Source organism: Paenibacillus sp. PK1-4R (genome assembly GCF_030369595.1).
In the GTDB taxonomy this organism is placed as follows: domain Bacteria; phylum Bacillota; class Bacilli; order Paenibacillales; family Paenibacillaceae; genus Paenibacillus.
This window is the reverse complement of the sequence record NZ_CP126535.1, coordinates 5,136,381-5,154,461: the sequence shown is the minus strand read 5'-3', so window position 1 is coordinate 5,154,461 and position 18,081 is coordinate 5,136,381. Positions and strand designations below refer to the sequence as shown.

19 protein-coding genes are annotated in these 18,081 nt (G+C 45.0%); 14 read left to right on the top strand and 5 right to left on the bottom strand.

What is annotated here, in order from left to right; genetic code table 11:
• Nucleotides 1-59 precede the first annotated feature (59 nt).
• From QNO02_RS22350 to QNO02_RS22340, 3 genes are all read right to left on the bottom strand, one after another.
• The gene (locus tag QNO02_RS22350; RefSeq protein WP_289390029.1) at nucleotides 60-839 is read right to left on the bottom strand and encodes a hypothetical protein; all 780 of its coding nucleotides are present in this window, start codon (nucleotides 837-839) and stop codon (nucleotides 60-62) included.
• Between the two features lie 113 nt (nucleotides 840-952).
• Complete coding sequence (locus tag QNO02_RS22345) at nucleotides 953-1,714, bottom strand: LuxR C-terminal-related transcriptional regulator (RefSeq protein ID WP_289390027.1); 762 nt, start codon at nucleotides 1,712-1,714, stop codon at nucleotides 953-955.
• Between the two features lie 67 nt (nucleotides 1,715-1,781).
• Nucleotides 1,782-2,846: a suppressor of fused domain protein gene (locus QNO02_RS22340; protein ID WP_289390026.1), complete on the bottom strand. Its 1,065-nt coding sequence runs from the start codon at nucleotides 2,844-2,846 to the stop codon at nucleotides 1,782-1,784.
• Between the two features lie 147 nt (nucleotides 2,847-2,993).
• Here QNO02_RS22340 and QNO02_RS22335 point away from each other — a divergent pair, with 147 nt between their 5' ends.
• The 5 genes from QNO02_RS22335 to QNO02_RS22315 all read left to right on the top strand — a co-directional run bounded on the left by QNO02_RS22335 (nucleotide 2,994) and on the right by QNO02_RS22315 (nucleotide 9,775).
• Entirely contained in the window at nucleotides 2,994-3,287 is a 294-nt protein-coding gene (locus QNO02_RS22335) for an MbcA/ParS/Xre antitoxin family protein (RefSeq protein WP_289390025.1), read from the top strand.
• 291 nt (nucleotides 3,288-3,578) lie between these two features.
• The gene (locus QNO02_RS22330) at nucleotides 3,579-5,036 is read left to right on the top strand and encodes a glycoside hydrolase family 1 protein (protein WP_074096040.1); all 1,458 of its coding nucleotides are present in this window, start codon (nucleotides 3,579-3,581) and stop codon (nucleotides 5,034-5,036) included.
• A 193-nt stretch (nucleotides 5,037-5,229) separates the two neighbouring features.
• Complete coding sequence (locus QNO02_RS22325; protein ID WP_502921837.1) at nucleotides 5,230-6,654, top strand: glycoside hydrolase family 1 protein; 1,425 nt, start codon at nucleotides 5,230-5,232, stop codon at nucleotides 6,652-6,654.
• Nucleotides 6,655-6,887: 233 nt separating this feature from the next.
• Nucleotides 6,888-7,739: a BglG family transcription antiterminator LicT gene (gene licT / locus QNO02_RS22320; RefSeq protein ID WP_289390024.1), complete on the top strand. Its 852-nt coding sequence runs from the start codon at nucleotides 6,888-6,890 to the stop codon at nucleotides 7,737-7,739.
• 128 nt (nucleotides 7,740-7,867) lie between these two features.
• Nucleotides 7,868-9,775, top strand: a complete 1,908-nt coding sequence (locus tag QNO02_RS22315; protein ID WP_289390022.1) for a beta-glucoside-specific PTS transporter subunit IIABC — start codon at nucleotides 7,868-7,870, stop codon at nucleotides 9,773-9,775.
• Between the two features lie 70 nt (nucleotides 9,776-9,845).
• Here QNO02_RS22315 and QNO02_RS22310 read toward each other — a convergent pair whose 3' ends face one another.
• Nucleotides 9,846-10,751: a LysR family transcriptional regulator gene (locus QNO02_RS22310; protein ID WP_289390021.1), complete on the bottom strand. Its 906-nt coding sequence runs from the start codon at nucleotides 10,749-10,751 to the stop codon at nucleotides 9,846-9,848.
• Nucleotides 10,752-10,935: 184 nt separating this feature from the next.
• Between QNO02_RS22310 and QNO02_RS22305 the strand changes: the two genes are divergently transcribed.
• Both QNO02_RS22305 and QNO02_RS22300 read left to right on the top strand, forming a co-directional pair.
• Nucleotides 10,936-11,523, top strand: coding sequence for an ankyrin repeat domain-containing protein (locus QNO02_RS22305; RefSeq protein WP_289390019.1), 588 nt, complete (start codon nucleotides 10,936-10,938; stop codon nucleotides 11,521-11,523).
• A gap of 50 nt (nucleotides 11,524-11,573) precedes the next feature.
• A complete protein-coding gene (locus QNO02_RS22300; protein ID WP_289390018.1) occupies nucleotides 11,574-12,917 on the top strand; it encodes a uracil/xanthine transporter in 1,344 nt (447 codons plus the stop codon).
• 77 nt (nucleotides 12,918-12,994) lie between these two features.
• Here the strand turns inward: QNO02_RS22300 and QNO02_RS22295 are convergent, their stop codons facing one another.
• On the bottom strand, nucleotides 12,995-13,372 hold the full coding sequence (locus QNO02_RS22295) for a PilZ domain-containing protein (protein ID WP_133385742.1): 378 nt from the start codon (nucleotides 13,370-13,372) through the stop codon (nucleotides 12,995-12,997).
• 188 nt (nucleotides 13,373-13,560) lie between these two features.
• Between QNO02_RS22295 and QNO02_RS22290 the strand changes: the two genes are divergently transcribed.
• The 7 genes from QNO02_RS22290 to QNO02_RS22260 all read left to right on the top strand — a co-directional run bounded on the left by QNO02_RS22290 (nucleotide 13,561) and on the right by QNO02_RS22260 (nucleotide 18,046).
• Nucleotides 13,561-14,028: a DUF6386 family protein gene (locus tag QNO02_RS22290; protein ID WP_289390017.1), complete on the top strand. Its 468-nt coding sequence runs from the start codon at nucleotides 13,561-13,563 to the stop codon at nucleotides 14,026-14,028.
• 28 nt (nucleotides 14,029-14,056) lie between these two features.
• Entirely contained in the window at nucleotides 14,057-14,737 is a 681-nt protein-coding gene (locus tag QNO02_RS22285) for a hypothetical protein (protein ID WP_289390016.1), read from the top strand.
• A complete protein-coding gene (locus QNO02_RS22280; RefSeq protein ID WP_289390014.1) occupies nucleotides 14,697-15,413 on the top strand; it encodes an SMI1/KNR4 family protein in 717 nt (238 codons plus the stop codon). The genes QNO02_RS22285 and QNO02_RS22280 overlap by 41 nt, the downstream gene beginning before the upstream one ends.
• 14 nt (nucleotides 15,414-15,427) lie before the next feature.
• On the top strand, nucleotides 15,428-15,754 hold the full coding sequence (locus QNO02_RS22275; protein ID WP_289390013.1) for a hypothetical protein: 327 nt from the start codon (nucleotides 15,428-15,430) through the stop codon (nucleotides 15,752-15,754).
• 36 nt (nucleotides 15,755-15,790) lie between these two features.
• Entirely contained in the window at nucleotides 15,791-16,192 is a 402-nt protein-coding gene (locus QNO02_RS22270; protein ID WP_289390012.1) for a hypothetical protein, read from the top strand.
• 173 nt (nucleotides 16,193-16,365) lie between these two features.
• Complete coding sequence (locus QNO02_RS22265) at nucleotides 16,366-16,914, top strand: sigma-70 family RNA polymerase sigma factor (protein ID WP_249912037.1); 549 nt, start codon at nucleotides 16,366-16,368, stop codon at nucleotides 16,912-16,914.
• Nucleotides 16,904-18,046, top strand: coding sequence for a DUF4179 domain-containing protein (locus QNO02_RS22260; protein WP_289390010.1), 1,143 nt, complete (start codon nucleotides 16,904-16,906; stop codon nucleotides 18,044-18,046). The genes QNO02_RS22265 and QNO02_RS22260 overlap by 11 nt, the downstream gene beginning before the upstream one ends.
• Nucleotides 18,047-18,081: the final 35 nt, after the last annotated feature.

Genomic DNA, 18,081 nt, shown 5'->3' with positions numbered 1-18,081 from the left:
CCACAGATCGTTATCGGGGTTGAGTTATATCTTCGTATAATGGCAGTAATCAAAAGCGATTATTTGAATTGAACCGATTTTTTGATGGTATCAATCTCGGCTTTGGTCTTATCATCCATGTAAGTGAAGATGAAGTTGAAAGCATATCCTTCAATAATTGTACTATAGTAATCTTGAGTAACGGTTGAACCGTCACCTGGATCCATCGTGATTTGCATCAGATCCATCTCTTTACCACCGATGGTTTCCGTTGTTATTTCCTTATAATCGTAAGGGAACTGGCTATCCACCATGACTTTCTTGGTTGCTTCAAGGTAGTCTTTACCTGTACGAATACCTTGCAACAAGCTTACTTTCTCAGCAATAGCTATAGCGGAAGGGCCAACTTGACCTCCGTCCAATGGGTACTTTGAAGCCATAAGCAGATTCAATGTTTTGGTCTGAGACAGTTCAATTTGTTTTTTCTTTGTTTCATCATCACCAGCAATCGCTTCGGTTGAAGCACTTGTCAGCTCATTCATGCCTTCAGCATCCTGGAACACCCATGCTTTCGGGAGTTTCAGAGATACGCCGAAATAGTCATTGGTGTAAGAACCTTTTTCCGTCGTCCCCAGTTCAACGTCTTGGGAATTATCGATTTCCTTGGACTCTTCGGTTGCTGGTTCTGTGTTCTCTGTTTCTTCTGTATTCGCTGGTTCAGAACCAGTACCAGTTGTTGTTTCTGTTGGAGTAGGGTCATTTGTTGCGGCTGTGTTATCTGCTTTGTCACCGCAAGCGGCTGCAACCATCATAATCATAATGAGCATGGCGAATAAAGAAGCTTTTTTTGGAATTGTCATATTACCCTCCTGAAATATCGTGTGTTTGTTTCTCTCTCTCTACATGTTGCCTGTTTCCTAAATTGTAGCACAAACGTTCTCATATACTACCTATAGGAATCTATAGGGGTCTTCTATACATAAGACATTCGGCTGGCAATTGAAACAGCTTCTGTGCTGGATTGCACACCTAATTTGTTAAAAATCACTTTTTTGTGATGATTCACGGTGCATTCCTTGATCTTTAATTTCGAAGCAATGGCTTTTACCGTGAGACCTCCGGCTATCATCTCCAGGATGGTTAACTGACGCTCGGTGAACTCCACTGCCGGTTTGTCGCACAGTTCAGCAGTCTGTTGACTCTGATAACAGTTCTGCATATATGCAGGAATCAACTTGGCAATAGCAATCAGTTCACCCTGCATATCCGCGTTAATGGTGGACACATCCAGATAACCAAAATGTTGGGATTCCATGGACAGAGGTGCGGCGTAACAATGCCAGCTTTGAAAATAAGGACTTTCATGCTGCTCGGGCAGCAGAAGTACAGGTTTATTGTTATCCATCGTTTCTGATATGGCGTTAACTCCACAGCTCTTTGCAGTGAAGAACATGCCCGGACGAATGGGGGAATGTTCTACTACAGCTTCAAGATCTGAACTGTAATCCATGGTGAGTAACACACCGTCCGTATCTGTGAGTAGAAAAAGATAAGTGCCCGTTAAATTCTCTTGGATAACCGAGATACTGTTCTGGAATGCATGAATCAGGAAATGATTGTTTTTACGAAGCCTGTCCAGACTGGATTTTGGTAAATAGTCGAACGGAGCCGTTCCTGCTGCATGCGAACAAGTCGGGGACTCTTCGTGTCTTGTAGAAAATCTAATGGCAGGCATGTTGTTCCTCCTTGCTGCACAGTCGTTAGATAGAAAGGTAGTTCTTATATCGAACTTGAGAATGTTCTCATCCAATCGTTTGAATGACGTGTCCTTCCTGGTCCTTGATTTCTGTTCTAACAATCTGAATGATAATATGATCCAATGAAGTTATCTCGAATGTTCCTTCAACCGGGCGAAGGTTCTTTGCCAGCTCCTCAACAATTTGTTTGTTCACCGTCAGGGTAACTTGTCTGTCCGATTCCAATACGGCTGGTTGTTCTCCTGCTTCAAACAGAATATTAGTATCAGGTCCGATCAAGGATAGAGAGGTACCTTTCGAAATTCGGCTACGAAGGATGGTGCCAACTAATACAGCTTGTTTGGCTCCGAGCTGGAGTTTGGCCGGAATCGCTTTTTGCAGCAATTTTTTGCGAGGAGACTCCCAGCCCAGTTGTTGTATGAATAAAAACGCTGTGCTGGACCCGTCCTGTTCAATTCCATCCTCAACCGCTTGTATAACCGAAGGAATATCTGCGTACGAATTTCTCATCAGATCCGTCACATATTTGGGCATGAACATGGAGGAGGCAGACAGGAATCCACGAGCATTCCAGCTTTGAATCATTTCCAGTTCCCGACCTGTAATGCCTACCATCTGAATAAATTGCACTGAACCATTAGGCGTAGAGATTGCGGGTAGATCCGGGTCTTCTATAAAGGAGAGCGCAGTCAGCAAAGTATCGGACTCCAGGCAGATGGGGCCATTAGCGTCCATGTAATCTCCTGGCTGAAAGATATTTCCACTGTTGAAGACGTATCGTCCTACATTCTGTAACAGATTCAGCGCCCAGGCTGGCGGTTCAGTTTCTTCTTCAGTGCGTGTAAGACGAAATGTGAGTTCGAATCCATACCCGCTTTTGGATGCATCCTGCATCTCTTTTTCATATAATTCAGAGAAACCATAGGTGACAAAATGCCAGTGAGGCATAGGTGTGTTCACTTCATAAACGCTAATGCCATCGAGTGGATCAGGACCACCGAGCATATACGGAAGGGCAGTGCCGTAGTGTTTTGGCTCTTGTTCCCCATACAATTCACGCATGGATTGATCAATCGCATCCCAACCAGCTGTGTTATCTTCATGAGTCATTATTGAATCCTCCTAGACTGTTCTTTCCCCCGAAAAACATTTAAAATTAAGTCTACCTGTTACTGAAGTGGTTTCAAGCGGCTTAAGGATGAATTGTGTTAAATAGGACCACAGGGTTACAAATGGCGATATGGGGAGTGAAATTACATGAGTATGAAAGGTATTTATTCAAGCGAGTTTGATCAGACAAGCTGGGACTCATTTTCCGAACTGTTTGAAGAACTTGGACAAAAGTTGGACCCCGCGTGGGTAGAACGTGCGCGATTACAAGGAATTCCGGCGGATATAAGTCGGGTGCTTTTGTGTGAAATGGGGGAGTACGCTTTTGAATGGATGGCGAAAGATATCCCGGCTTTAGGGGACCAAAGTCCCGCTGTTTACCTGGAAACGGAGGAAGGAGCGCAGGCATTAAGGGCAGCGATTATGCGTATGCCGCGTTGATTTTTTCGATGTTGAGAGTGTGCAAACGATTATATGATCCAGTGAAGTTGATTTTGCAAAATAGATATGTTACGCTTACATTACAAGAGCAAACACAACAGAATATGCAATAACATCTTTTGATGGATTGTAACTGTGAAGACAGGCAAAACCTAAACTGATGGTGAAATGAAGGCTCCTTTTTTTGGTGCTATTTTACCTTGAGTTTAGGTTTTTCTTGTTTTCTGCTCTAAATTACACAATGTTTTACCTGGAAAAACCAAAATAAATTTCGAAAAGAGGTTGTTGTTCATGACCACGGCAAAAAAAGGATTCCCCGAAAACTTCCTATGGGGCGGCGCTACAGCTGCCAATCAATTGGAGGGTGCATTCGATAAGGACGGCAAAGGCCTCTCCACAGCGGACATGATCGCTCATGTTCCCAAGGAGAAGCGTACAGGCGGACATGCCATGGAAATTTCCTCTTCCCGAATCGAAGAGATCCTCTCCGGCAAAATCGAAGAACGGTTCCCGAAACGTTTTGGTATCGATTTCTATCATCACTTTAGAGAAGATATTGCATTGTTCGCTGAAATGGGCTTCAAAGTATTCCGTTTGTCCATTCACTGGGCACGTATTTTCCCGAACGGTTATGATCAAGAGCCAAATGAAGCTGGCTTGAAATTCTACGATGAAGTATTTGACGAATTGTTGAAATATGGCATCGAGCCGCTCGTTACACTGTCTCACTATGAGACACCGCTTGGCTTGACGCAAAAATATAATGGCTGGGCTGGCCGTGAAGTAATCCAGCACTATGTTCGATATGCAGAAACGGTATTCAACCGTTATAAAAATAAAGTGAAATACTGGCTGACGTTTAATGAAATTAACGTCATGCTGTTCAGCCCGTACACTGGCGGCGGCATTCTGATCGATAAAGTGGACAACAAACTGCAAACAACTTATCAAGCGCTGCATCATCAATTTGTAGCAAGTGCATTGGTTACGAAGCTTGCTCACGAGATTATCCCTGGTTCCCAAGTGGGTTGTATGCTTGCTCGTATGGAAACCTATGCAGCAACATGTAATCCGGTAGATGTTCGTCTGGCTCAACACGAGAATCAGATCAACCTCTTCTTCACGGACATGCATGCTCGTGGTAAATACCCGAACTACATGGCTCGTTATTTTGAAGAAAACGACATCGTGATCCAAAAAGAAGCAGGCGATGACGAGATCTTGCTGAACAATACCGTTGATTTCATCTCCTTCAGTTACTACATGTCCGTAACCAAATCTGCATCCGCAGACAAGGAAGAAACATCGGGTAACCTGACTGGCGGCGTGAAAAACCCTTATCTGGAAGCGTCCGATTGGGGCTGGGAGATCGATCCGATCGGTCTGCGTGTAACCCTGAACAACTTCTGGGATCGTTACCAGAAACCATTGTTCATCGTAGAAAATGGTCTGGGTGCATATGACCGTGTTGAAGAAGACGGTTCGATCCATGACTCCTATCGAGTGGATTACCTGAAAAAACACATCGAACAAATGAAAGAAGCCATCAAAGACGGTGTGGATCTGATTGGATTCACAGCATGGGGCCCGATTGACCTTGTGAGTATGTCCACTTCCGAAATGTCCAAACGATATGGTTTCATCTACGTGGATCTGGATGACGAAGGTAACGGAACACTCAAACGTTCCAAAAAGGATTCATTCGACTGGTACAAAAACGTAATTTCCAGCAATGGTGAGCAGCTGTAGAATTCTCGTTTTCAGGATTGTTACCGCATAAAAAGCGGGCAAAACCTAACGCGAAAGTAGGCATGGAAGGAATCTAATTTTCCTGATGGCCCTTTTAGTTGGAGATTGTCCGCTTTTTCCTGTTGGCAAAGGATAGAGTATTGCATTTAGACAAAGAATGAAAATATCGTTAATTTAGAGAGGAATGATTGATATGACTACACCATTTCCGAAAGACTTCCTATGGGGCGGCGCTGTAGCAGCCAACCAACTTGAAGGAGCTTATAATACAGATGGCAAAGGTCTGTCTGTTCAAGATGTAATGCCACACGGGATTACAACGCCTAGAACGGAAGCACCTACAGAAGATAACTTGAAACTGATCGGGATTGACTTTTATAACCGTTATAAAGAGGATGTTAAACTGTTTGCTGAAATGGGCTTCAAAGTATTCCGTACATCTATCGCGTGGTCCCGTATCTTCCCTAAGGGAGATGAATTGGAACCAAACGAGAAAGGTCTGCAATTCTATGATGACCTGTTCGATGAATGCCATAAATATGGGATTGAACCACTCGTAACGATCTCTCACTATGAGACACCACTGCATTTGTCCAAAACGTATGATGGCTGGGTTAACCGTAAAATGATCGAGTTCTACGAGCGTTATGTAACAGTGCTATTTAACCGTTTCAAAGGCAAAGTGAAATACTGGCTGACGTTTAACGAAATCAACTCCATTCTGGAGGAGCCATTCATGAGCGGCGGGATCTATACGCCAAAAGCAGAACTGTCCAAACAGGATCTGTACCAAGCAATCCATCATGAATTGGTAGCAAGTGCGCTCGCAGTGAAACTGGGTCATGAAATTATGCCTGAAGCCAAAATCGGCTGTATGGTATTGAGCATGCCTACGTATCCGCTGACTCCTAACCCGGATGATGTGGTTGCAGCGATGCATGCTGAACAACGCAATGATATCTTTGCTGATATCCATGCCCGTGGTTATTATCCGAAATACATTAATCGTTATTTCAAAGCAAATAATATCAATATCAAGTTTGAAGACGGCGATGCTGAAATTTTGAAGCATACCGTAGACTTTATCTCGTTCAGTTATTATGTAAGTATCTGTGAGACAGGTGATCCCGAGAAACGTATCGAAGGAAAAGGAAACTTGTTCGCGGGTGTACAAAACCCGTACCTCAAAGCGAGTGAGTGGGGCTGGCAGATCGATCCGCAAGGACTGCGCGTAACCTTGAACAAATACTGGGACCGTTATCAAAAACCATTGTTTATTGTCGAAAATGGTCTGGGTGCAGTAGATGAGCTGATCACGGACGAAAATGGCAATAAAACGGTGAACGATGATTACCGTATTCAATACTTGAATGACCATCTGGTACAGGTGGGCGAAGCTCTTGAGGATGGCGTAGAAGTGATGGGGTATACGTCATGGGGCTGTATTGACCTGGTAAGTGCTTCAACAGCAGAAATGAAGAAACGTTATGGTTTCATCTATGTAGACCGCAACAATGACGGTTCCGGAACATTGGATCGTTACAAGAAAAAATCATTCCATTGGTACAAAGAAGTTATTAGTACCAATGGCGCAAGTCTTAAGAACAACAACGCGTAAATGCTAGTTCTTAGAGCATAGTTCTACAAGCACCTTCATCTGTCACATTAACGCACATTAACCGCTTTCACAAAAACATTGTCATATGGATAATTATATGGTAAGATGGGCCTAAGGCTAATGAATACTGGATTGTTACTGTTCAATCAGGCAAAACCAGAGGCGGGGCATATTTCGTGACCTGCTTTGGTTTTGCCTTTTACTACTTTGACGGTGCAAGGTGATGTGAAGAAATGAAAATTGAGAAGGTGTTGAACAACAACGTAGTTACCGTAATTGATCCGGGAGGAAACGAACTGGTCGTTATGGGACGTGGAATTGCCTTCAAAAAGCATACTGGTGAATTGATAGACGAGAGTCTCGTCGAAAAAATATTCTCGCTTGAAAGTAAGGAAGTATCACAGAAACTTAAAACACTTCTGTCTGATATCCCGGTTGAATATGTCGAGTGCTCGGATGAGATTATCCGTTATGCCGAGACGGTGTTAGGTGAGAAGCTGCATGAAAGCATCTACATTTCACTGACGGATCATATTCATTTTGCCATTGATCGACATCGTCAAGGATTGCAGATCCGTAACGCATTGTTCTGGGAGATCAAGCGCATGTACCGGAAGGAATATGCCATTGGACTCAAGGCGCTACAGATTATTGAGGAAACATTAGGGGTCCTGCTACCCGAAGACGAATGCGCATTCATTGCAATGCATCTGGTTAATGCCCAGATGAACGGTGAGATGAGGGAAACGATCAGTATTACAAACATTGTTAAGGACATACTTAACATCGTAAGACGTAGCTTTGTGATTGAACTTGATGAAGATTCATTGAGTTATTATCGATTTTTAACTCATCTGAAGTTCTTTGCCCAACGTGTGTTGCAAGGAACGGCGATTGAAGATAAAGAAGAAGATAATCCGCTTCATGACTTGGTGAGCAAGCAGTATCCGGAAGCACATGCATGTGCAGTAAGGATCAGTGATTATACGCGTAAGATCTATAATCGGGTGTTGTCCAAGGAAGAAATACTGTATCTGACCATTCATATTGAACGAGTTGTCAGAAATGAACAAACAATTGAATAAAGTTGGGATTGTTACTGCTAAAAAGGCAAAACCTAAACGTTGAATAATGATAAGCTTTTCTGCTTTGTCATTATTCAGTGTTTAGGTTTTTTTTTAACCTTCATTACACATAAAAGGAGCAAAACACAATGGATAAACAACAATTGTCCAAGGATATTTTGAAGCTTGTTGGTGGCGAAGAGAATATCGATCAAGTCACACACTGTATGACAAGACTCAGATTTAACCTGAATGACAACCAAAAAGCGGACAAAGCGACGCTGAAAAATACACCAGGCGTTATGGGCGTGATGGAGAACGGTGGACAGTTCCAGGTTATCATTGGTAACGATGTGCCTATCGTGTATAACGCACTCGTTGGCAACATGTCCAAATCACCAACCGCAGATAATGCCTCATCCGGTGCTTCAACTGGAGAAAAGAAAAAGAGAAATCCAATAAGTGCGCTGTTCGACTTCATCTCAGGTATGTTTACACCAATTCTGCCTGCGATTACGGGTGCAGGTATGATCAAAGGGATCGTGGCCATCCTTGTCGCAGTTGGATGGTTGTCCGATACCAGTTCGACCTACATCATTTTGTCTGCAATCGGTGACGGTGCATTCTACTTCCTGCCAATCATTCTGGCGATTAGTGCTGCACGTAAGCTGGGTAGTAATATGTATATTGCTGCGGCGCTTGCTGCGGGTATTATGCACCCGACCATTACAGCATTGCTGGCCGATGGTCACAACTCATCCTTTATGGGGATTACAGTCATAGCGGCAACGTATTCTTCTACAGTTATTCCAATTGTTCTAGCAGTTTGGATTGCTTCATATGTAGAAAAAGCCGTTGATCGTGTTGTACATGCTTCACTTAAGTTACTCATTGTTCCAACAGTTACCCTGTTAATTATGGTTCCACTGACGTTGATGACTGTTGGACCACTGGGTACGGTTCTTGGTAATGGTTTGTCTGGTGGTATTTCATGGTTGTTCGACAATATGTCCATCTTCGCAAGTATTCTGATTGGTGGTACGATGTCACTGCTGATCATTACAGGTATGCACTATGCGTTGCTGCCAATCGTTGTAGGTTCAATGACAACACTGGGTTACGACTTTATTATTCCACTGATGTTTGCAGCTAACTTGGCACAAGGTGGTGCAGCATTTGGTGTAGGTCTCAGATCGAGAAATAGCAAAACCAAATCCCTTGCCTATTCCACAGGTCTTACGGCTATTATGGGGATTACGGAACCAGCGATGTATGGTATCAACATGAAGTTCAAAAAACCGTTTATTGCAGCACTTATCGGTGGAGCTATCGCAGGTGCATTTATGGGGATCTTCAATGTTAAATCGTATGTTATTACAGGACTTGCGGGTCTGCCGAGTATTGCGGCATTTGTCAGTCCAGCAATTAGCACATTGATTTATGCTCTGGTTGGTGGTTTGATTGCCATCGTAGCAGCAGCAATCATTACGTATATCTTGGGCTTCCAAGAAGAAACTGCATCGGAGCCAGTAGCTGCACCAGCAGCTGAGCCGGCAACAGCAGCAACAACTTCTGCTGCTGTAACTGAAGAAGCAAAAGCACAAGATGAGCAAGTATTCAGCCCGATCACAGGTGAAGTTAAACCGCTGAGCGAAGTGCCAGACCCTGCGTTCTCTGAAGAGATTATGGGTAAAGGATTCGCGATTCAACCATCTGAAGGCCGCGTTGTATCTCCGATCAACGGAACCGTGTTTTCGTTATCGAAGAGTGGACATGCCATTGGTCTGGTAAGTGATACAGGCGCAGAGATGTTGATTCATATCGGGATTGATACCGTGAAGTTGAAAGGTCAGTTCTTCTCTCCTAAAGTTCAAGCAGGTGCGAAGGTATCTGTAGGTGATGTACTGATGGAGTTCGACCGGGAACAGATCGAAAAAGCCGGTTATACAACGATTACACCAGTCATTATTACAAACATGCATCAGTATGAGTCCATTGAGTCTGCTGGTCGCACGACGATCAAAGAAAAAGACTTGTTGTTCACTGCTAAAGCTTAACCATAAAAATGAAACAGCAGCTTCACCGGAATGTAATCCGGTAAAGCTGCTGTTTTTTGCTTATAGCCTTTTACACCACGGGAAGCATGCCCTGGACCAGTTGCACAAAGTGTTGTGCAGGCTTGGACAGATAACGGTTCTGCAGCCAGACCAGCGCCGAGCCAACCGTGGAATGCTGATCCTGGATGCGATATACGTGGAATGGGTGCTCGTGATATAGCTGTAGTACCGTGTGAGGCACGATGGAACTGGCGAAGCCGAGTCGGACCAGTTCCAGCAACATATTAATGTCTGAGCACTCACCCATGATGGAGGGGGTAACCTGATGCTCCCGGAACTTGTCCAAAATTAGCTCGAACATACCGAGTCCTTCCGTGCTTGGCAACAGTAGAGGGATACCTGTAAGCTGCTTGAAATAGGTCCGCATCTCCGCTCCAGGGGTCATCTCCGTTGGGCTATCCAGCGGTGTTGAAGAAATATAGAAGAGGGGCTCCTGTGGCAGGTGCAGCACCTCATAGCGTTCTGTCTGGACGGGCATGCGTACACAGGCGAGTTCAACTTTGCCATCTTCCAGCAGGCGGCATAATTGTGCAGACTCATTTTGCTGAATTTTATAGGTAACCTGTGGATGGGTGGTGCGAAACTGTTGCAGTGCTTGCGGGATCAGGCGATCCGATATGGTATTGATGCCGATGGCGAGTTTGCCTCGTATGCCGTGACGGAAACTTTGCATCTCCATTACAGCTTCCTCCATATATTTGGTCAAGGTAACCGCATAATCATAAAAGCTGCGACCCGCCTGAGTTAGCTCCATCATGCGCCCTTTGCGTTCAAATAGAATCACACCAAGCTCTTCTTCCATTAACTTAAGCTGCTGGCTTAAGGGCGGCTGAGCCATGTGAAGTCTCCGGGCTGCTGCTGTAATCTGTTTCTCCTCAGCAATGGCAATGAAATAGCGACATTGTTTGATATCCAAGTGGTTGTTCTCCTTCGCCTGCGATGTATATGTAATTCGTATGGGAAGCCAACAAAACATGTATTTTTAATATACTACGATCTTATGTTACCATACATTAGATTTGCATACCTGACTAACGGGACTTGGTTTCCATATAAATATTACTGCACGAGAAAGACCTTGAATTGGAGGATGAAACAACGTGGTTAGAACAATACATGATGCCGCTCAAGCGGGCCATACCGATGAGGTCATTCGATTTATCACACAACAGGGCAGCCGGTTGAATGAACGGGATGCATTGGGGCGAACACCTCTGATGGCTGCGGTGCAGGGTAACAAGATAGACACGGCAAGGATGTTAGTGGACGCCGGAGCCGACATTAATCTTCAGGATGCACGATTGGACAACCTGTTGTTATACGCGAGTGCTGAGGGTATGTATGACATGGTCGATTTGGCGATTACAGCAGGTGCAGATACGAGGTTAACGAATCGTTTTGGCGGTACAGCCCTTATTCCAGCAGCGGATCGGGGCCATGTGGACATTGTGGAGCTTCTGCTGACACGCAGCGATGTGGATGTGAATCATATCAACAACCTGGGTTGGACAGCCTTGCTAGAAGCGGTCATTTTGGGAGATGGTGGGCCGCGTCATCAGCAGATTGTTGCCTTGCTTTTGCAATATGGTGCAGATCCAAAGATCGCGGATCGGGACGGGATTACACCGCTTGCACATGCGAGCCGGCATCGGTATGCCGAGATGGAACGACTATTAACCCAAGTCTGAAGAGAGTTACACATTTATGATATAGAACAGTGAAAGGATATTCCGAACGAATGAACAGACATCAAGAGCATTTTTTACAAAAGAATATGAAGGACGTATCTTCACTGATTTTGGCAGGTATACAGTGGTTTTTCTTCCTGTTTACCAATACCGTTGTTGTTCCGCTATCCATTGGACATAATTTTCATCTGTCTCCGGATGCCATCGCTGCCTCCATGCAGCACGCATTTATCCTTACCGGAGCAGTGTGTATTCTTCAAGCTGTATTCGGTCATCGATATGCGATTATGGATGGTCCGTCAGGATTATGGTGGGGATTGACGCTAAGTTTGACGGTATCTGCTTCATCGGCCGGTATGAGTCTGGAGCGTATTGGCGGTGGACTGGCTGCAGGTTTTCTGTTAGCGGGACTAACGATGGTGATTCTGGGTTGGCTGGGAGCAGCGCAAGTGCTGCAAAAGCTGTTCACACCTATGGTGAAGAGTGCCATGTTGTTTCTAATGACGATTCAATTAACCATGAATTTTTTCAAAGGTATGATAGGATATACGGAGTTTGGCCGCTTCAATCTGCCTGTTGCCGCATTGTCCGTTGTCATTGCATTTTTGGTGGCATGGATTCAATTAAAGGGTAGGGGAAAACTGGGGAACTACGCGATCCTGATTGGGATTGTGGCAGGCTGGATCGCTTATAGTCTATTGTTTCCTGGACAACATGGAGGACAGCCTAATCAGGCCCCGGCTGGTCTCGAACTGTTTCCGTGGGGAGCACCCAGATGGGAACCCGGTATTGTCATTACTGCATTTTTCGTGGGGTTGGTGAATATGACGAATTCGATCACCACATTAAGCACAGTTGAGAAACTATACCGGACAGAAACAACAAGCCGTCAGTATAGGCATTCCTATGCGCTAACGGGTCTGTTCACGATGTTGTCAGCCTGTGTAGGTGTGCTGCCCTTTGGTTTATTTGCATCATCGATCGGGTTCCTGGAGAGTACTCGTATTCTGCGTCGTGCTGCCTTTATGATTGGAGCGGGGTTGTTATGTATGATGGGTCTTACACCTTCTGTGACAGCATTTTTTGCACAAATACCACCAAGCGTTGGCAGTGCTGTTTTGTTCGTGGCTTACCTTCAGATGTTCGGCACGGCACTAAGAACGCTTGAAGGTACAACGTTTAATTCTAAAACGATCTATCGTGTAGCGTTGCCGGTCCTCACGGGAGTTGCTGTCATGAATATTCCTGCTGAAGCCTTTCAAACCTTGCCCATGTATCTTATTCCAATCATAAGCAATGGTCTCGTCATTGGGGTATTGGTCTCACTCGTTCTTGAAAAAACCGTGAACTGGTCCAAAATGGAACAACCAGCGACAGTTAGTAAAGCGGCATAAAGAGTTTCATCTTGCGACAGTCCAATTTGATTGGGCTGTTTTTTTGTTTTTTGTTATCAGGCTATATTGCTAGTTCACTATTTCACGATAATTTTGCCTTGTCCTGCAAGCATTCGCATCTCTCTGGAGAGGCGGTCCTGGTTTCCATCCTGCATTTCCAGTTGAACTCCATAGTGCCATGAGGTATTTTTTTCATGACCCCAGCGGAGAGTGCCTTCCATATATAGAGGGTCTTCAAAGAGCAGCATATTCATTCCAATCCGAATATCGTTATTCTCTACAGGAAGGGATAGCGGAAATGACAGCTGACAGCCGGATCGACTGATATCGCAGAGTTCGGCCTGAATGGGTTTGGCTGGTGCGTTAACACCGTTGATGCTGAGAATATAGATCTCAAAGTGAATCGGTTCCTTCAATGTGTAGCGAAAGGGTTCTTTTCTATTGTTAATTGACATGGCTTGGCTTCCTCCATCAGGTTCAAAAAAAGTCAGTTATGCTTATATCGACCATTTGGAGCGAGAAATGAAGAGTTGCGAAAGCAGAGATGGTCCATGGGTTCCTTTTACACGTGTATCAGGCTTGATATAATGATTGAATATATTTCTGAGGTCAGACCTGGATCAGATAGAAGGGACGTGTGAATATGAGAGGAACATTTCAAATGCTTACAGATACGGCAACATTGTGCCTGTATGATCTGGCAGCGTTAAAACATCGTGCCGAGGATACTTCGGACTGGTGGTCCATTCCAGTGGATGAGCTGGCTGAGGTGAATGCAGGTCATTGTCTGTTCCTGAATCTGGGTGCGGATGGAGTGTATGAGGTGGAATGGAGCCTGGAGGATGTAGGGGAGGATTCAGGTCCAGATCACGCAGCGGAACGGGATAAGGTGTATCATCTGCAAGTTCCGTCTGGGCACATCTATCTGGGAGCGGCGGATGATGTCACTGGGGGTGAATTGGAGCCGGATGAGACGTGTGAAGGGGTTCTGTTTCAGTTAAAGCCCGGAAATTATGCGTGTATCGTCTCCAGAGAAGCCAGTCGGATCACCATTGTCATGACACCAAGTATTCAGGGAAATAACACGCTGGATGAATTAATCCGGATATAGTGTACATATACAAACAGGAGGGATTCATATGCAGGATTGGAACGAGATAACGATGATGAATGCAGATGCCCTGCGTAAACGGATGAGAATACTTGCTGCTTTGGATATTATCTTTTCGGAGGAAGAATGGCTACGCGTTCATCATTATGAAGATAAACTTCAGCCAGGTGTGGCATGGGGAAGCATCAATAACGGCGCAGGTGATCATCTGCATGTATTGTTTACGGATTCGGGCACGTTGATCAAGGGATTTGATCATGAGTCACCTTTAAGTCCGCATGCTCGTGAGGATGGTGAGATCTACCCGGGCATGTATGATGAAGTGCCGGAGACGTTGATGGCTGTTCTGCGAGATCAGGAGGAAACATTGGATATGGAAGATGTGACCTTTTGCCTATGGCAGGAAGGGAACGACTTGTCATGGAAGGTTGGTAACTGGATTCAGCTGGCGATGACCGAGGAAGACAAAGCGGACGCCAGAGGTGGTGCGGAATTTTTACTTGGATATATAGAGAAGAACTCGGAAGATTACGTTGATTGGGCAAAAGGGTACTACGACTTGCCGGATCTTCCGTTGGAAGCCGTAGCTGAAATATATGAAGAAAAACCAGTGACCGCCAGCCTGATTAAGCAGTTGTGTCCTGAGCGAGATGTGGCAGCAGCACTGGATGAGTTACAGCAACGCGGGTACGCCGTGGGACAAACGTAATAGAGTAGCTAAGGGAGATGGGGAAGCCATGTACAAGATGCAATTGGAACGTCTGCGTGAAAAGTTGATCACTCTCCGGAGTCTCGACCCCGATTTGGACCTGTTTGGCGCAGAGAACCATAAATATGAAATGGCATCTGTGTGGACGCAGAAGGATATCGCGCAATTTGAACAGAAATGGCGAATTGAGTTGCCGGAGGACTATAAGATATGGCTTCTTCATATGGGAACGGCTGGTGCAGGACCTTATTATGGTCTGGAAAACCCGGATGATGGCGTATACGCTGTTCTGGGTTATGACGATGAGCTGAACGCGGTCTCGGACCCTTTTCAATTCACGGAAGCATGGAACTGGAACTATGACTGGTTCGATGACAGCAAGGAAGAAGAGGAATGGTATGCCCTGGAACACGAATATTTTGATCCAAAGTGGTCGGCAGGTATGCTGCGCATCAGTGATTTTGGTTGTGGCATCTCCATGAATCTAATTGTTAAGGGAGCCTCCTACGGAGAGATCTGGGTTGATGACCGGGCTAACCGCAATGGAATTTATCCTGATCAGTATTGGGGCAATACGAATCGATTACATTTTCTGGACTGGTATGAGTTGTGGTTGGATCGTTCCATCCATCAAATACATGGTCAAAAGCAACAATCTGGAGCGAACGAAGTCTGAAGGAGGTTGTACATATGGGCTGGGAATATGGAATCAGAGCAACAGAGCCTGTGATTTTACCTGAAGTTGTGAAGCGTCTGGCAGATGCATTAACGTTTACCGAAGTGTATAGTCTGGAACACCAAGCCAACGGCTTTGTATTGAAACGTGAAGATCCTTCCTGGCCTATAGCTCTTGAAGTGTGCATAGAAGAGGCCTCTGGGTTAGAAGAAATTGTGGATGGGGAGTTGTATATCTACTGTTTGTTCCATATCTGGGGTGAAAAAGGTCGGAGCTGGATGCATCAGATGGAGCGAGAAACCAGGCAGGTTGATGGTGGTTTAATCTGGTTTGAACTCTGATCGGTAAGAGATTTGCCTGAAACAGGAGGAGCATATATGGCTAAAAAATCAAAGAGAACAATTCCTGCGCTCATGTATCAGTATCAAGGTCCACAGCGGAATGTGGGTTTTGTTTTATCCCCTTTATACATAGAAGAATCGGTTGAAGTAGAGATGGAAGACATGCTATTCATATATAATGAAGACTTTGACTATATTCGTCCTGCATTGGATCGTGCATTTCCATTAACTGACCCGCGAACTGGAGAAGAGATGAAGGCACTTGATCCCTGCTGGGACAATCCCATTACGAAGGATGTATGGGTAGAGATTTTATCAGAGTTGGATCAACAGGTGGTTGCAGAGCCTGAATTACGGAATTTTTTGAATCAGTTCACAGCTTGGGTGAGAAACCATCTGCAATTGGCCGACGGGATCGAAGTCACCGGCAATTTGTAAGTTAGTTGATCTTGAATTGTTCATGCTTGTGCGTAATTCAGTATACCTGCGGCAGAAGTGCTATGTAATCAAGCTCCCTCATGATGATGGCGGAGCTTTTTTTGATGAATAAAAACCGTTTGCTTCACTCACCCGTCTTATACCACAGAAAGAGAGAGAAGGAGGGATGCGGGGTGGAAACAAAAGCAGAGATGAACCAGAGGATCTATGTACAGACCGAAGATGAGACGGAATTTGTGCAATCCATTATGGAACATCAAGATACGCTCATTTCTATTGCCTACAGCTACCTGCGTAACCGGCAAGATGCGCTGGAAGCTGTGCAGGAGATGACATGCCGAGCTTGGATCAAACGTCGTACGCTGAATAATGAGAAGGCGTTCAAGTCGTGGATCATTCGGATTCTCATCTATGTCTGCATCGATGAACAGAGGCGCCGCAAGCGGGCGACACCTCTGGCGAAGGAGAATCTGGAGGACAGCATTCCGGCGTCTTGGATGATCAGTGTAGATGATAACCGAATTGCTATGGAATCTCTTTTGCAAAAGGTGAAACCGAAATATCGCCATGTATTATTGCTGAAATATTATAACGACATGACACTGACGGATATTGCCTCGATCCTCGGCAAACCAGAAGGGACGATCAAGACCTGGCAGCACAAGGGACTCCAGCAGTTGCGCAAGTTGATGAAGAATAGGAGGGATTGGCATGACCACTAACCCGGAGGAGAAAGCACTTCTTGCAGATGCATATCAGGTGAAAAGAGAGAAGCAGCACTGGAATCCGGCGGACACGACTGCTGCAATTCAACGTGGTCTCGCAAAGGGCAGAACAAAACGATCAGGTAGGACCTTTCGTGTCAAATGGATCACGGCAGTGCTGGTCACGGTTCTGGCTGCAGGTTGGTTTCTTATAGGCCCGCTTGGAAACTATGGGCAACAACCGGCAACATATACTGAGCCTGTAACCCATTGGGGAGTTCTAGAGCCCTTCCGTGGCCTGCTAACTTCGGATATGGACCGTGCTACGATTACTTCAACGCTCAATAATGGTTATGTGCAACTCGTGGATCGGACGGTTACATCGGGCATATATCAGTTTACCGTGAATGCGGTTCTGGCAGATGAGAACAGGATAACGGTATTGTATACCGCTAGAACGGATGCTTCGCAAGAGATGTATTCGATAGTCAATACCAAGATGACGGATGCAAGAACAGGTTATGTCCTTGATAACGGAAATATAGGAGGGGTGCATTTCTCGAATGATAAACATACCATTTATGGCCGGAATACAATTGAGCGAAGTCGAAATAAACCGCTGCCTGAGCAAGTGAATCTACAATTCCAGCTGTCCTCAGTTGTACCAGATGTGGTGAATTATGCAGACAACGGGGAGAAAGAACGAAAATATAAATTTTCCAAAAAAATGAATCTTTCTTTTCCTCTTGATCCTAAGTTTTCTATCCCCAAAACGGAAGTCATTAACGTTAATCGGACTTTTACTCTTGGAGGCTATGAGGTCTTATTGTCGGAGGTGGAGATGTCTCCGCTAGTAACTCGGGTCAAATTTGTCCATGCACCTGATCAAGAGATTGATTACAAAACGAAGTTGTCGATCAGCGAGGTCGTTTGGCCTATCGAGATCATTTCGACCTCCAGGAATGGGAAGCAGACCAAGTTATCCATGGTAGGCGGGAGCGGAACGGAAGACGGAATGATGTATTCTTTCAGCAGCAATCTGCTGGACAATCCGGAGTCAATGATATTAATACTTCGTGGCAAACCAGATAAGGTCTACGATGATTTACAAGAAGCCAAGAAGGATGAACTGGAAATCAAAATCAAATAAGATGAACTAACTGGAAATACTCTTATTCAGATTAG